Below are 14,274 nucleotides of genomic sequence, written 5' to 3' on the forward strand. Positions count from 1 at the left end.
CATGAAATCAACCCAAAGGCTGTGGCGCTGGCTCGGCCTCATCTTCGTGGTGTCGTTCGGGGCCCTCGGCTACCTCGGATGGCAGATCTACCTGACCGCGCCCCCCATCCCCAAGGCCGTGGTCACCTCCGACGGCGAGGTCCTCTTCAGCGGCGAGCAGGTGCAGCGCGGCCAGCAGGCCTGGATGGCCGCCGGCGGCCAGCAGCTGGGCACCGTCTGGGGCCACGGCAGCTATGTCGCGCCCGACTGGTCGGCCGACTGGTTGCACCGAGAAGCCACGGCACTGCAGGCCATCCGCAGCGCCGAGCAGCGCAAGGTCGCGCCAAACTTGACCGACGCCGACCAGGCCGCCATCAATGCCCGCGTGCGTGACGAGATGCGCCGCAATACCTACAACGAGTCGACTGGCACCGTGACGGTGTCGGCCGAACGCGCGCAGGCCATCCGCGAGGTCGCAGGCCACTTCGACGGCCTGTTCGGCACGGAGCCGTCGTTGGCCAAGTTGCGCGACCAGTACGCCATGACCGAAGGCGCCCTGCCCGAGAAGGCGGATCGCCAGGCGCTGACCGCGTTCTTCTTCTGGACGTCGTGGGCCGCTGCCACCAACCGCCCGGGCGAGACCGAACTCTCGTACACCAGCAACTGGCCGCACGAGCCGCTGGTGGGCAACACGATGTCGACCTCGGCCGCGGTGTGGTCGATGGTCAGCATCATCCTGCTGCTCGCCGGTATCGCCGCCATGCTCTGGCTGCACGGCGCCGACAAGCATGAGGAGGAAGCCAGGGTGCCGGCGTGCGACCCGCTGCTCGGCGCCAAGGCGACGCCCTCGATGAAGGCAACGCGCAAGTACTTCTTCACCGTCATCGGCCTGATGCTGCTGCAGATCGGCATGGGCGCCATCACCGCGCACTATGCGGTCGAGGGCCAGGCGTTCTTCGGCATTCCGCTGGCGCAGGTGCTGCCCTACGTCGTCAGCCGCACCATCCACACGCAGATCGGCATCTTCTGGATCGCCACCGTCTGGCTGGCCACGGGGCTGTACGTCGCGCCCTTGCTCTCGGGCAAGGAGCCGAAGTTCCAGAAGCTCGGTGTCGACCTGCTCTTCTGGGCGCTCATCGTCGTCGTGCTGGGCTCCACCTTCACAGGCTGGCTGGGCACGCTGCAACACCGCGGCGTCGACTTCAGCTTCTGGGTCGGCAACCAGGGGCTGGATTTCACGAGCATGGGCCGCGTCTGGCAGATCCTGCTGTTCATCGGCCTGCTGTTCTGGGTCTTCCTGCTCGGCCGCGCGCTGTGGCCCGCGCTGAAGAAGCCCTCGGAGACTCGTGGGCTGATCGCCATGGTGTTCCTGTCGGCGACCTGCATCGGCGGCTTCTACGCGACCTCCCTCACCTGGGGCCAGCACACCCACTACTCGATGATCGAGTACTGGCGCTGGTGGCTGGTGCACCTCTGGGTCGAGGGTTTCTTCGAAGTGTTCGCCACCGCCGTGGTCGCGCTGATCTTCACCAACCTGGGCCTGATCCGCGCCGCCTCGGCGAACCGCGCCATCATCGCGGAGACCATCGTGTTCCTGTTCGGCGGCATCCTGGGCACGCTGCACCACCTGTACTGGACCGGTACGCCGACCTCGGTGATCGCCGTGGGCTCGGTGTTCTCGGCGCTCGAAGTCGTGCCGCTGACGCTGATCGGCCTGGAAGCACTGCAGACCTATCGCCGCTCGAAAGCGGTGCCCTGGCTCAATGCCTACAAGTGGGTCATCCTGTCCTTCGTCGCGGTGGGCTTCTGGAACACGGTCGGGGCCGGCCTGCTGGGCTTCGCCATCAACCCGCCGGCCTCGCTGTACTACGTGCAGGGCCTGAACATGACGGCGGCCCACGGGCACGCGGCGCTGTTCGGCGTCTACGGCATGCTGGGCATCGGCCTGATGCTGTTCTGCCTGCGCGGCCTGTACGACCGGGCACTGCACGCCGACAAGTTCCTGAAGCCTGCCTTCTGGAGCCTGAACATCGGCCTGGCGATGATGGTGTTCCTGTCGCTGCTGCCGGCCGGCATCTACCAGGCCTGGGCCAGCATCAGCAAGGGGCTGTGGTATGCGCGCTCGCCGGAGATCATCCACTCACCGGTGATGGAGACGCTGGTGTGGCTGCGCGTACCGGGCGACATCGTGTTTGCGGCCGGAAGCGTGCTGCTGGCGGTCTACGCTTGGCGGCTGCTCAGACCGGCGCGCCGCGCCGCGGCCGTGCCGGCCGGCGTGACGCCTTCGCTGGCCAAGCGCTGACACTCCCCGGGGAGGGCCATGGGCCCTCCCCTCCTTCCTTCCGCGACCATGAAACTCACCACCTTCACCGACTACAGCCTGCGTGTGCTGATCTACCTTGCGGCCGACACGACACGCCGGGCGACCATCGCCGAGATCGCCGCGTCGTTCGGGGTCTCCGAGAATCACCTGGTCAAGGTGGTCCACTTCCTGGGCAAGCAGGGCTGGATCGACACCGTGCGCGGCAAAGGAGGCGGCATCCTGCTGGCCATTCCGCCCGAGCAGGTGAACGTCGGCCGTGTCGTGCGCGACACCGAAGGCGCGGCGGTGCCGGCCGAGTGCTTCTCCGAGGGTGGTGGCCACTGCGTCATCGCCTCCTGCTGCCGCCTGAAGGGCGTGCTCGGCGAAGCGGTCACGGCGTTCTACGCGGTGCTGGACCCCGCTACACCCTCGCCGACCTGTCGCGCAATCGGCAGACGCTGGGCAAGGTGCTGATGATCCAGGCCGCCTGAGCACCATGGACACGACGCCTACCCCTGCCGACGCTGGACCGTCTTACGCCTACACCGGGCCGCACGCGCTGCGCCAGCCCATCGAGGCGGCCCTGCGCCAGGTGGTCGACCCCGAGGTGGCAATGACCATCGTCGATGTCGGACTGGTGTATGGCGTCAGCGTCACCGACGACCTGGTGCACGTGGTGATGACGATGACTTCGGCGGCCTGCCCGGTCACCGACGTGATCCTGGGCGACGTGGAGTCTGAATTGGACCGGGTCGTTCCGCCGACGATGAAGATCCGTGTCGAACTCGTTTGGGAGCCGGCTTGGACCACCGACCGCATGAGCGCGCGGGCCAAGGCCTTCATGGGCTGGTAGCCCAGGACGAATCTCCATGCATGACGATGCATCCCCCCGGACGCCGGTGCGCGTGCTAATCCTGCGCGCCCTGTTCCTGTCGGTCGTCGCCTCCCTGCTCGTGACCGGGATCATCGGTGGCCTGCTTCGCGCCGGCGTGGCCGTGCCTCTCCCGGCCCACAGCGCCTGGCCGGGCCAGGCGGTGCTGGCCCACGCCTTCCTGATGATCTGCGCCTTCATGGGCACCGTCATCGGGATCGAGCGTGCCATCGCCGTGAAGGCCCGGGCGGCTTTCGCAGCGCCGGTGCTCTCGGCGCTGGCGGGCGTGTCGATGCTGGCGGGCGCCCCCATGGTCGCCGGCTGGCTGGCCGTGCTGGCGTCGCTGGGCTTCATCGCGGTGAACGTGACCGTGGTGTCGCGTCAGAAGGCGGCCCACACCCTGCTACTGCTCACCGGGGCGACCGCCTGGCTGGTCGGCAACCTGCTGCTCGCGCTGGGCTCGCAGGCCGCCGCCGTCGTTCCCTGGTGGTTCTCGTTCCTGGTGCTGACGATTGCCGCCGAGCGCCTGGAGATGACCCGCCTGATGCGCCGCCGCAGCGGTGCGGCGGCGGCGCTGTACGTCTGCCTCGGGCTGATGCTGGCAGGCTCCGCCGTCTTCGCGGTGTCGCCCGTCTGGGGCGGCTGGCTGTACGGCCTGTCTCTGGCCGGCCTGGCCCTGTGGCTGGTCAGCTTCGACATTGCCCGGCGCACGATCTCGTCACACGGCCTGAGCCGCTACATGGCGGTGTGCCTCTTGCTGGGGTACGCCTGGCTCGCGGTCGCCGGCATCGCTTGGATCGCCACCTCGCTGGGTTACTCCGCGCGCGTCGCCGCGCTGCATGCGCTGGGCCTCGGCTTCATCTTCAGCATGATGCTCGGGCACGCGCCGGTCATCCTGCCGGCACTCGCCCGGGTCAAGCTCCTGTTTGGCTGGTTCTTCTACGTGCCGCTGGCGCTGCTGCATTCCTCGCTGGCGCTGCGGCTGTTCTTCGGCCCGTTCGACTTCGCGCTACTCGGCGCCGGCGCCGCGGGCAATGCGGCCGCGATCGCGGTCTTCGCCGCGACCATGGTCGCATCGGTCTTGGCCTGGCGCGCAAGGCACCCGGCCCCCCACAGGAAACGCCATGCCGTCCCTGCGCCTCATTGAGGAACCCCCGGCGCCACCCGCGAGCCGATTCGCGCTGTGGGAACTGGGGTTCCGGCCGTTCTACCTGCTCGCCAGCGCCTTTGCTGCCCTGTCGATCCCGCTGTGGGCCTTGCAGTTCTCGGGCCTGTTGGGACACAGCTACCTGGCGGGGCCGGTCTGGCATGCCCACGAGATGCTGTTTGGGTTTGCCCTGGCGGTGATCGTCGGCTTCCTCTTCACCGCCGGCCGGAACTGGACGAGCCGGCCCACGCCCACCGGTCCCTTGCTGGCGGCCCTGGCGGGCTTGTGGCTCGCCGGGCGCGCGCTCGTACTCACCCCCTTCGGCTGGGCGGCCGCGGCAGTCAATGTGGCCTTCCCGCTGGCCGCTGCGGTCGCGCTGGCAATCCCCTTCTTCAAGGCCCGCAACCGGCGCAACTACTTCTTCGTCGGCCTGCTGGTACTGATGTCAGTGGCCGCAGGCTTCGTCCACCTCGCGCAGCTGGGCCTCAGCCGCCTGCCGGCCTGGGCCGGCCTTCAGATCGGCCTGGACCTGGTCCTGTTCATCATCTCGGTGATGGGCGGACGCGTGATCCCGATGTTCACCAACAACGGCGTGCCCGGTGCTGCCGCCACGCGCCATCCGTTTGTCGAGAAGGCCGCGCTGGGGTCCGTGCTGGTGCTGGCCGCGGCCGATGTCGTGGGGATCCGGGGTCTGCCCCTGGCCCTGCTGGCGGCTGCCGCCTGCATGGCACACGCTGCCCGCTGGTCACTCTGGCAGCCCTGGAAGACGGGGCGGGTCCCGCTCGTCTGGGTGCTTCATCTGGCCTACCTGTGGGTGCCGGTTCACCTGGTGTTGCGCGCCCTGGCCGAACTCGGCGTCGTCGCGCCGTCGGCCGCGACCCATGCCCTGAACGTTGGCGCGGTGGGTGGCCTCATCATCGGCATGATGACCCGCACCGCCCGCGGGCACACCGCGCGGCCGCTCAAGGCTGACCAGTTCGATACGGCCTGCTACCTGCTCGTCCTGCTGTCCGGCGTGGCGCGTGTCGTCGTTCCGCTCGTGGCGCCGGGGCACACGATCGTTGCGGTGCAGTGTTCGGCCGCACTGTGGTCCGCAGGCTTCGGGCTGTATGCGGTGCGCTACTGGCCCGTGCTGACGCGTTCGAGGCTCGATGGGAAACCCGGATGAGCCTCGACTACACGACCGTGAAGCTGGTTCACCAGGGCGCCGTGGTGCTCTCGGTCGCCGGCTTCTTCGCCCGCGCATGGGCCAGCCTCGCTGGCGCAGGCTGGGTCCGCTCGCGGGTCGCCAAGACGGTGCCCCATGTCGTCGATACGGTGCTGCTGCTGTCGGCGCTCAGCCTGGCCTGGCTGCTGCGCCTCGATCCCCGTGATGCGCCCTGGCTGACCGCCAAGATCGTCGGCCTGGTCGTCTACGTCGCGCTGGGCGTCGTGGCGCTGCGGCCTGGCCGGCCCCTGTGGGTCCGGGCAACGGCCTGGATGGCGGCGCTGGCCATCGTCGGCTGGATCGTTTCCGTGGCCATCACGAAGAGTCCGTTCGGATTCTTCGCGACAGTCTTTTGACCATTTGCATGACCTGCGCCATGTCCGCGAGGCATAGACGACCCACCCTGCCATGACCCCCCTCACCCATCAGCCCGCCGACGCCCCATCGGTTCACACTGAAGAGCTGCTGCGCCGGTTCGACACGCCGGGCCCGCGCTACACCTCCTACCCGACCGCCGACCGGTTTGCGGAGCAGTTCGGTCCTGCCGACGCCGTGCGCGTGCTCCAGGCGCGAAGCCGGGTCGGTTCTGGCGAGCCGCTGTCGCTGTACGTGCACATCCCGTTCTGCGAGTCGCTGTGCTACTACTGCGGCTGCAACAAGATCATCACCAAGCACCACGAGCGGGCGGCGGAGTACCTCGATGCGCTCGAGACCGAGCTGGCCCTGGTCGTCGGCTCGCTCGGCTCGGGGCGTCCTGTCTCCCAACTGCACTTCGGCGGTGGCTCGCCGACCTTCCTGTCCGATGCCGAGCTGAGCCGGGTGATGAACGGCCTGGGCGCTGCGTTCGAGCTGACGCCGGATTCCGAGGTGTCGATCGAGGTGGACCCACGGACCGTCACGCCCGACCGCCTCGCGCATTTCCGCGCGCTGGGTTTCAATCTCCTGAGCTTCGGGGTGCAGGACTTCGACCCCGACGTGCAGCAGGCGGTGCATCGGGTGCAGTCCTTCGAGATGGTCCGGGGCCTGATGCAGAGCGCCCGGGAGCTGGGCTACGTCTCGATCAATGCCGACCTGATCTACGGCCTGCCCAAGCAGACCCCGGCGAGCTTCGCCCGCACCGTGCAGCAGATCGGCGAGTTGCGGCCCGACCGCATCGCGCTCTACGCCTACGCCCACCTGCCCGAGCGTTTCAAGCCGCAGCGGCGCATCGCCGAGGTCGACCTGCCCACGGCGCCACAACGCATCGCGATGCTCGGCGACGCCATCGCCGGCTTGCTGGCGCGCGGCTACGACTACATCGGCATGGACCACTTCGCCCTGCCGGAGGATTCTCTGGCGGTGGCCAAGCGCGAAGGCCGCCTGCATCGCAACTTCCAGGGCTACAGCACTCAACCCGACTGCGACGTGGTGGCGCTCGGCGTGTCCGCGATCGGTCGTGTGGGCGGGTCGTACTACCAGAACGCCAGGACGCTGCCCGAGTACTACGAGTCACTGCAGCAGGATCTGCTGCCGGTGGTGCGGGGCTACGCCCTGACGGCCGACGACGAACTGCGGCGTGACGTGATCATGGCCTGGATGTGCCAGGGCCGCGTCGAGTTCGCACCCATCGAGCGCAAGCATCGGGTGCGCATGTCGGACTGCTTCGCTGCGGAGCTGCAGTGCCTGCGCGGAATGGCTTCGTCGGGTCTCGTCGTCCTCGGAGATGACGCGATCGAGGTGACGACGTCGGGCTGGTTCCTCGTTCGCGCGGTGGCGATGCTGTTCGACCGGCATCTGTAAATGGCGAAGGACCGGCACCGCTTTTCGCGGGTCGTGTAGCGGGCATGTGCTGTTCAGGCGTGGCGCATCCTGCGCTGCGCGCCTGACGTCAAGCCGAGAGTTCTGCGCCGGCGCTGTCGAAGACCCGTACGGCGACCGGGATCGCCGCCCGCACGCTCTGGGTCACGGTGCAGAAGTCCTCGTACTGGGCAACGGCACGGTCCACGAGCCTCAGGGCGCTCGCCGGCACGCCCAGGTGGATGTCCACCGCCAGGCTGCGAACACGAAGACGCCCGCGCTCGTCGCGGGCCAGAATAGCGTCGACGGTCGCGCGCATCGGAACCTCGTCGTTCCTGAACTTGCGCAGCGAAAACGCCAGGCTCGCCGACAGGCAGTTGCCCACCGCGGCCATCAGCAGCATCTCCGAGTCGGGCCCGCCGCCCTGGCCGAGCGGCGGCATGGCGTCCGTCGACAGCCGGGGCACGCAGGCCAGGCCGAAGTCGACCTCGAACCGAAGTTCGGACCGGAGAGCAAGGGTGACGGTCCCGACCGTGTCCATGAGAGGCGCCGCCGGCGGTCAGTTCAAGGCTTGAGCGCGATGGTGACCAACGCAGAGGCGTCGGACAGCGCGGTGACCGAATGCGTCGCGCCGCCGGCCAGGAACATCAGCTCACCGGCTTAGAGCCTGGACGTGCGGCCGTCGACATCCACGCTCAGCAGGCCTTCGATGCAATGGATGGTGATCTCACCGGGCACCTTGTGCGGTGGCAGCGACTTGCCGGACAGCAGCACGAGCCGCGTCACCTCCAGGTCGCGCGACTCGAAGAGTGCAGCGGACTGTTCGTTCGGCAGTCTCTCGCGCAGCGCGTGCACGGCGAGGACCTGACCTGCTGTTGCGTGAGGGAGCGCCATGGGGTGGGCGTGAGCGATGACCGGGCGAGTGTGCTCTGGCGAGGCGGTGATCACAATGCCCGACCCTCCCGGAAACCATGGATGCCCACAGCTGCGACGGCCAACGCGAACGTGTGCAGTGATCTTGATCGCGGGGCGGTCAGGAGGGCGGCTGTGCCAGCTGGACCCGATTCCGCCCTCCCGCCTTCGCAGCGTACATGGCCGCATCTGCACGGCGCAGGAGTCCGTCCGGGCCGTCCCCCGGCAGGGCGACCGCGATGCCGATCGACGCCCCGATGTCAAGGCGCTGGGTCTCGACATGGAATGGTCGCTGCAGGCTCTCCAGGACACGGTGCGCCAGCGCCACGGCGGCATCGCTGCCCTCGATGCCCGTCTGCAGGATGGTGAACTCGTCCCCGCCCATGCGTGCGACGAGGTCGCTCTCACGGGCGGCATGCCGAATGCGCTGGCCCACCAGTGCCAGCACCTTGCCGCCCACGACGTGCCCGTGCGCGTCGTTGATGGGCTTGAACCCGTCCAGGTCGAGGTAGCGGATCGCCAGCTGGGTGACCTTCTGAGCCTGCAGGGCACGCACCGCGGCGTCGGCCAGGGCGGCTGTGAGTTGCTCCAGCAACGCGTCCCGATTGAGCAGGGAGGTCAGGCCGTCGTGGCGGGCCAGGTGCCGGATCCGCTCCTCGCTGCGTCGACGCTCGCTGATGTCCGAGTAGGTCCTCAGCACCCCGCCACCGACGATCGGCGTGCTGTGCACTTCGATCACCCGGCCATCCGGTCGCTTGCGGTCGTACACATGGGCCTTGTCGAGCAGACCGCCTTGCCGGACGAACTCCTGGATGTCGTTGGGCGTGCGCGAGAACTCGTCCTGCTGCCACTGGTAGGCCAGGACCTCGTCGAAGCGCGGCCGGGACCGCATCAGACCCGCCGGCAGGTCGAGGAGCTCGAGCGCCCGCCGGTTGCACACCTCGACCACGTGCTGCGCGTTGATCATCATCACGCCCTGCTCCATGTGTTCGAGCGTGGCCTCGAGAACGGCGGTCTTCTGGCGCACCAGCGCCTCGCTCTCCCACGCGCGCCGGTCCGCTTCGGCCAGCTCACGTGCTGTCGCTTGAGCACGGTGATGTCGGCATGCACGCCATAGCGCTGCCCCTGCTCTGTCTGCTGCTCCACGATGCGAACCCATCGGTCGTGAGGCAAGGGCAGTTCGAACGGCGCACCGATGAAGCGCAGGTGCTCGGCCGGCGTGTGCAAGCCCTGCTCGAACCGCGGGGTCTCGACCGCCTCATGGCTCGCCCAGGACAGCCGGTAGATCTGCTCGAAGCTGACGCCCAACGACGCCTGTCGGCCCGGCAGGCGGTACTGACGCACGAAGGGCTCGTTGACCTAGGTGAGCGTGCAATCCGGATCCGCCACCGCGACACCGTCGGCGATCAGGTCGAACAGGCTCTCTCCGCCCTGCAGGCCGGAGCTGGGCAGGACTTCGGCCAATGATCGATCGGGCGTCTCGTCGCGCCAGAGTCGAATCCGGCCGACCCCGGCCACGGGCAAGGACGCGACCCGGATCGACCGGCCGCGATGCACAAAGCTGAAGGGTTGCAGCTGGGCGCGGTGCCGGGCAACCCCCTCCGCGACATACCGCTCGACGAGGTGCTGCTCCTCGGGTTTGAGTCGCTCGCGGTAGAAACGCCTCAGGTTGTCGGCATAACACTCACCGATATGCACGGCGTTGGCATGCTCGGGAAACAGCAGCAGGAAGGTCCTGTTCCACGCCAGCGCCCGGTCGTACGCGACACCGGCGAAGGAATCCTCAAGGTCCTGGCCAGCCCCGCGGCCGAAAGTCCGAGGCGCCGGCTCCGATCAAGTCGCGCGCTGCCTGCGCTGAGCCACAGACCACCTCCTTGAAGGCCCGGTCCGCCATGGCGTCGTAGTCCGCGAGCGCACGCAAGACATCAGGATGCGTGGCGACAAACACGACGCGGATGTTGGGGTTCGTGCACGCTGGCCCGCGCAGGAACGCGTCGACCTCCTCGACGTCTGCACGCGAAAGCGACAAGGATTGAGTCGGCAGCGTGTCCACGATGGCATATCGCAGGTCGTCGAACCGCGCATCGGCAGCGATCTGCTGATGGCGCTCCAGGAGTTCCTCGTGCAACAGGTTCCCTGAGTACGTGACCACGACCCCACGTGGCTCCCAGCTCAGCTCGTACGGCATGACCGCCCACTCCTGCTGACGCCATCCCGATCCGGTCGATCGAGGCCCCGTTGCTTGTTGGTTTTACGGGCGACCCTGCGGATTGGCACACCAACTCCCCGCACGGATCGTACTCCCCATGGCGGAGCCGTCGACGAAGGGTCGACGGGTGCGCTGTCCTGGGCGGTGTGACGAATCCCCGCCATGCCGAAGTTGCATCGAGCCGGCTGGCGTGGTACCCGGCCAGCAGCACTGCCGGCAGCGTCGGCCGTTCCAGCAGGCTGCACTCAAGTTGCGGCGCCCAAGGACGAAAACCCTCCCGAGACGGGACACCCGCCACACCGGCGGGTGCATGACGAAGAAGTGCCAAACAATGACAGCCGCAACAATCTCCTTGCCCGCCGACGACCGGCCACCGACGGTCCTGCCGCGGCGCCCCGATGCCGGGTTCTTTGCCCACCACGGCGTCTGGGCGCCCGGGGTCCGCCTTTTCCGCGCGTTGAAGTTCAACGCCAAGGCGGCGCTTATCTCGCTGGCCTTCGTGGTGCCGCTGCTCGGCCTGATCGCCTGGCAGCTGAACCATCAAGCCGAGATGTCCATGCAGGCACGGGCCGACGCAACGCGCCAGCACGTCGAGATCGCCCACGGCATCCTGGTTCAGGCCCACGCGAAGGAGTCCGGTGGCCAGCTCAGCCGGGAGCAGGCGCAGCAGCTCGCGAAGGAGACGATTGCCGCGCTGCGCTACGACGGCAGCGAGTACTTCTGGATCAACGACATGCACCCGCATGTCGTGATGCATCCGATCAAGCCCGAGCTCAACGGCAAGGACGTGTCGGCGACCCAGGACGCGAACGGCATTCCTCTGTTCAAGGCCTTCGTCGCCAAGGTGCGCGAAAGCGGCAAGGGCTTTGTCGCCTATCAATGGCCCAAGCCCGGCAACGACAAGCCGGTGGACAAGCTTTCCTACGTGCAGGGCTTCGAGCCTTGGGGCTGGGTCATCGGCTCGGGCATCTACGTGGGCGACGTGCGGGAGGCGGCCCAGAGACAGGTCTTGTGGATGGCTGCCGTGGTCGGTGCGGCACTGCTGCTGGCCGGCTATCTCTTCATCAGCTTCTACCGCGTGATGGACGGCGGCCTGAACGAGACCCGCCGGCACCTGCGGGCGATGACGGAAGGCGATCTCACCACCTCCCCCTCGCCCTGGGGACGCGACGAGGCGGCCCAGCTCATGATGGAGTTGCGGGCCATGCAGGAGTCGCTGCGCCGGATGGTGATGCGCGTCAGGCGCTCCAGCGAACAGATCGTTCACTCGAGCAGCGAGGTCGCCACGGGTGCCCTGGATCTGTCGGCTCGAACCGAACAGACGGCCGCCAATCTGGAAGAGACAGCGGCGTCGATGGAGCAGATCGCCGCGACGGTGAAGAACGGTGCCGAGCACGCGAACCAGGCCACGCGGGTGGCCCACGGCAACGAGACGGTGGCCACGGAGGGCGGCCAGGTGGTGCGCGAGGTCGTGCAGACGATGGAGTGCATCCGCCAATCGTCCGCCAGGATCGGCGAGATCATCGGCACCATCGATGGCATTGCCTTCCAGACCAACATCCTTGCCCTCAATGCGGCGGTCGAGGCGGCGCGGGCCGGCGATCAAGGGCGGGGGTTTGCGGTGGTCGCCTCGGAGGTTCGCACGCTCGCGCAACGGGCCGCGACCGCCGCCCGGGAGATCAAGAGCTTGATTGGCCAGAGCGTCGAACAGGTGAACGCGGGTGCCGCCGTCGTCGACCAGGCCGGCAAGAAGATGGACGCCATCGTCGATGCGTCCCGGCGGGTCAGCGGCCTGCTGGGTGAGATCGCCGAGGGTTCGAGAGAGCAGAGTCTGGGCGTGGCCCAGATTGGCCAGGCGGTCACCGAGTTGGACCACATGACGCAGCAGAACGCGGCGCTGGTCGAACAGGCCGCCGCCGCAGCGGCGGCCATGAAGGACCAGGCCACGGCGCTGGCCGACGAAGTCGATCGGTTCAGGTTGCCGCAGTGACTTGAAGCTGCTGCAGCGGCAGTCCACGGACCCGCGGTCGACTTTCCCTTCGGCAAGGCGATCGAGGCCTACCGCCGGGGCAAAGAGTGGATATGGATGCCGAGGAAGTCGAAGCCCGTAGATCGCGTCCGGCCTCACCGACCACCTTGCAGAGACGGGGGGATGCGTCAATTGAATGTTGCGCATTTGGGCTGGAAGTCAGGCATCCGAGCCGGGGGCGGCGCCCGGGCAATTCATCGCCGCCATCGATCGGCGGCTCTTGAACTGCCCGCCCGCGCAGCCGGACGCCGGATCGCGGCTGGCCGTTCAGGGGGTAGTCGTACTTTTCGTGCAGATTGGTGCGCTTCGTCCCAGGCAACACCTATGAGGCTGCACCCTGCGGTTTCCCGCGATCTGCCGGGTCAGACCTCTTCGCTACGGTCGCGAAACTCCAGCTTGAACTGCCAGCCCTCGAAGGCCGCCACCATTCGGCCGAGTTCGTTCCAGGAGATCTCGCGACCATCGATGACGACCATCGGCACTCGATGGTCCTCGTCGGGATCGCTGCCGACGGTGCCACGCAGGATCAGGCGATTGTTCACCTGCGGTCCGTGGTCAGTGTCCTCGAGGTGGGTGAGAGCCAAGGCACGGCGCAGCTTGCCAATGAGCTTGCCGAGCAACTCCAGAGGGGCGTCGTCTGGCTCCCCGATCAACTGAAACTCATACCCGGCCTGGCTGCCATCGCGCAGCTCGAACGCGTCGATGGCCATGCCGGGCCCGAACAGCCTGGTGCGGAACTGGAACTCGTGCTCGGCGCCACGCCCGTCGACCATGCGCACGGGTTCGAAGACCACGTGCTCGAACCCCTGCAGACCGACGCGGCTGGCGGCGGCCTCGTTGAAGCATCGGCCGCAAAGCTGCCGGTAGCCGCCCTCCATCGACCCGTAGTTCACGACATCGTGGCTGAGCGCGGGCTGACGGCAAGCGTCGCAGGTGATTGGCTGCATGGGTGGTACGGTATCCGTATAGGCGAGACAACTTTAAGCTACGAACGCGGCACCGCGAACCGATCTGCCACCTGCTTGGCCCGTCGGACACCAGTTCCTGCGCTTGGCTCACTGTGATCAGCGCGCGAGCGCGTTCGGTGAGCGCAAGATGCTGGGCAAAGTACGCCTCGATGTGGCGGGCGCCGGCGGCCCCGAGCCCAGCAATGCCGACCCACCAGCGTCGGCGCCGCGACACGCGCAGGGTCAGGTCCGCAAGCTTGCGCGAGCCCGCCGCGTGCAGCACGCCCACAAGCCGCACGGGTAGCCAGCGATCGACGGCGTCGCGTATGAGGGGCTGCGGCGGTGGCATCCCTCGCAACGTCTCTATGGCGGCTGCGGCGGTCTTGGCGAGTTTCTGGTCGGACGGGCTGGACGCCGCGAGTGTGCCGGCCAGGTCCGCGTGCGCACGGCTCGTCGCGAAGGCCACCAGTTGGCGCTTCACCCGCTCAATCACCGAGCGCGACGACGCGCCGGCAGTCCGGCGATCGGGCAGATACCGATCCATGGCGGCGCGGCTGGGCGCCCCTTGAAGCCAGGCGCGGAATGCAGCCAGCGAATCCTCGTCCGGCCAGGTCGCGTCTGCGGGCATGCTGGGTGGCGCTGACAGCGCGTTCTCCATGCGCGCCAGCTTAGATCCTTGGCAGGCATGCCAAGCTGATGTTGTTTATCTTGGCATCACTATTGATGAACATGCTCGCCAGCGAACTCTCACCGCGGTGAGAGTCTCGGTTGCCCGGGAGGCAGGTGCAGCCAAGATTAAGGCTCCATAAAGCCGCCGCTCGCGAAGACCAGCCATCGGCCATATCCAGTCTCTCCTCACAGGCAGGTTCCGGGCACTTCAGAAGTGTCCGGACGG

General features: G+C 67.8%; 15 protein-coding genes and 1 pseudogene. 8 read left to right on the forward strand and 8 right to left on the reverse strand.

The window, feature by feature from the left end; translation table 11 throughout:
- Window position 1: 1 nt before the first annotated feature.
- Genes MW290_RS04835 through hemN form a run of 7 tightly spaced genes read left to right on the forward strand, consistent with a single transcriptional unit; the run spans window position 2 to window position 7,285 of the window.
- Complete coding sequence (locus MW290_RS04835; protein WP_250196135.1) at window positions 2-2,281, forward strand: nitric-oxide reductase large subunit; 2,280 nt, start codon at window positions 2-4, stop codon at window positions 2,279-2,281.
- A gap of 48 nt (window positions 2,282-2,329) precedes the next feature.
- Window positions 2,330-2,755 carry an RrF2 family transcriptional regulator gene (locus tag MW290_RS04840; RefSeq protein ID WP_250196136.1) on the forward strand — a complete coding sequence of 142 codons (426 nt, stop codon included), beginning with the start codon at window positions 2,330-2,332 and terminating at the stop codon, window positions 2,753-2,755.
- Between the two features lie 22 nt (window positions 2,756-2,777).
- Window positions 2,778-3,134, forward strand: a complete 357-nt coding sequence (locus MW290_RS04845) for a metal-sulfur cluster assembly factor (RefSeq protein ID WP_250196137.1) — start codon at window positions 2,778-2,780, stop codon at window positions 3,132-3,134.
- Window positions 3,135-3,150: 16 nt separating this feature from the next.
- Window positions 3,151-4,299 (forward strand): DUF8744 domain-containing protein, encoded by a 1,149-nt coding sequence (locus MW290_RS04850; protein ID WP_250196138.1) that lies wholly within the window; start codon window positions 3,151-3,153, stop codon window positions 4,297-4,299.
- Complete coding sequence (locus MW290_RS04855) at window positions 4,277-5,467, forward strand: NnrS family protein (protein ID WP_250196139.1); 1,191 nt, start codon at window positions 4,277-4,279, stop codon at window positions 5,465-5,467. The genes MW290_RS04850 and MW290_RS04855 overlap by 23 nt, the downstream gene beginning before the upstream one ends.
- The gene (locus tag MW290_RS04860) at window positions 5,464-5,862 is read left to right on the forward strand and encodes a SirB2 family protein (protein ID WP_250196140.1); all 399 of its coding nucleotides are present in this window, start codon (window positions 5,464-5,466) and stop codon (window positions 5,860-5,862) included. The genes MW290_RS04855 and MW290_RS04860 overlap by 4 nt, the downstream gene beginning before the upstream one ends.
- A gap of 52 nt (window positions 5,863-5,914) precedes the next feature.
- Entirely contained in the window at window positions 5,915-7,285 is a 1,371-nt protein-coding gene (hemN, locus tag MW290_RS04865; RefSeq protein ID WP_250196141.1) for an oxygen-independent coproporphyrinogen III oxidase, read from the forward strand.
- Between the two features lie 88 nt (window positions 7,286-7,373).
- Here hemN and MW290_RS04870 read toward each other — a convergent pair whose 3' ends face one another.
- The 6 genes from MW290_RS04870 to MW290_RS04895 form a co-directional block, all read right to left on the reverse strand.
- Window positions 7,374-7,823 (reverse strand): OsmC family protein, encoded by a 450-nt coding sequence (locus tag MW290_RS04870; protein WP_250196142.1) that lies wholly within the window; start codon window positions 7,821-7,823, stop codon window positions 7,374-7,376.
- 119 nt (window positions 7,824-7,942) lie between these two features.
- The gene (locus MW290_RS04875) at window positions 7,943-8,230 is read right to left on the reverse strand and encodes a cupin domain-containing protein (protein WP_250196143.1); all 288 of its coding nucleotides are present in this window, start codon (window positions 8,228-8,230) and stop codon (window positions 7,943-7,945) included.
- Window positions 8,231-8,315: 85 nt separating this feature from the next.
- On the reverse strand, window positions 8,316-9,221 hold the full coding sequence (locus MW290_RS04880) for a diguanylate cyclase domain-containing protein (RefSeq protein WP_250196144.1): 906 nt from the start codon (window positions 9,219-9,221) through the stop codon (window positions 8,316-8,318).
- On the reverse strand, window positions 9,164-9,538 hold the full coding sequence (locus MW290_RS04885) for a hypothetical protein (RefSeq protein ID WP_250196145.1): 375 nt from the start codon (window positions 9,536-9,538) through the stop codon (window positions 9,164-9,166). Before MW290_RS04885 ends, MW290_RS04880 begins: the two co-directional genes overlap by 58 nt.
- 15 nt (window positions 9,539-9,553) lie before the next feature.
- Entirely contained in the window at window positions 9,554-9,892 is a 339-nt protein-coding gene (locus MW290_RS04890; protein ID WP_250196146.1) for a hypothetical protein, read from the reverse strand.
- Between the two features lie 85 nt (window positions 9,893-9,977).
- Window positions 9,978-10,382, reverse strand: coding sequence for a hypothetical protein (locus MW290_RS04895; protein ID WP_250196147.1), 405 nt, complete (start codon window positions 10,380-10,382; stop codon window positions 9,978-9,980).
- Between the two features lie 373 nt (window positions 10,383-10,755).
- On the opposite strand from MW290_RS04895, the gene MW290_RS04900 reads away from it, so the two are divergent.
- Entirely contained in the window at window positions 10,756-12,393 is a 1,638-nt protein-coding gene (locus MW290_RS04900; protein ID WP_250196148.1) for a methyl-accepting chemotaxis protein, read from the forward strand.
- A 401-nt stretch (window positions 12,394-12,794) separates the two neighbouring features.
- Here MW290_RS04900 and MW290_RS04905 read toward each other — a convergent pair whose 3' ends face one another.
- Window positions 12,795-13,379, reverse strand: a complete 585-nt coding sequence (locus MW290_RS04905) for a DUF7713 domain-containing protein (protein ID WP_250196149.1) — start codon at window positions 13,377-13,379, stop codon at window positions 12,795-12,797.
- Between the two features lie 106 nt (window positions 13,380-13,485).
- Window positions 13,486-14,037 (reverse strand): annotated as a pseudogene (locus MW290_RS33075) (phage integrase family protein); the annotation flags it as partial.
- Window positions 14,038-14,274 lie beyond the last annotated feature (237 nt).

Source organism: Aquincola tertiaricarbonis, assembly GCF_023573145.1.
GTDB classification, from domain to species: Bacteria; Pseudomonadota; Gammaproteobacteria; order Burkholderiales; family Burkholderiaceae_C; genus Aquincola; species Aquincola tertiaricarbonis_B.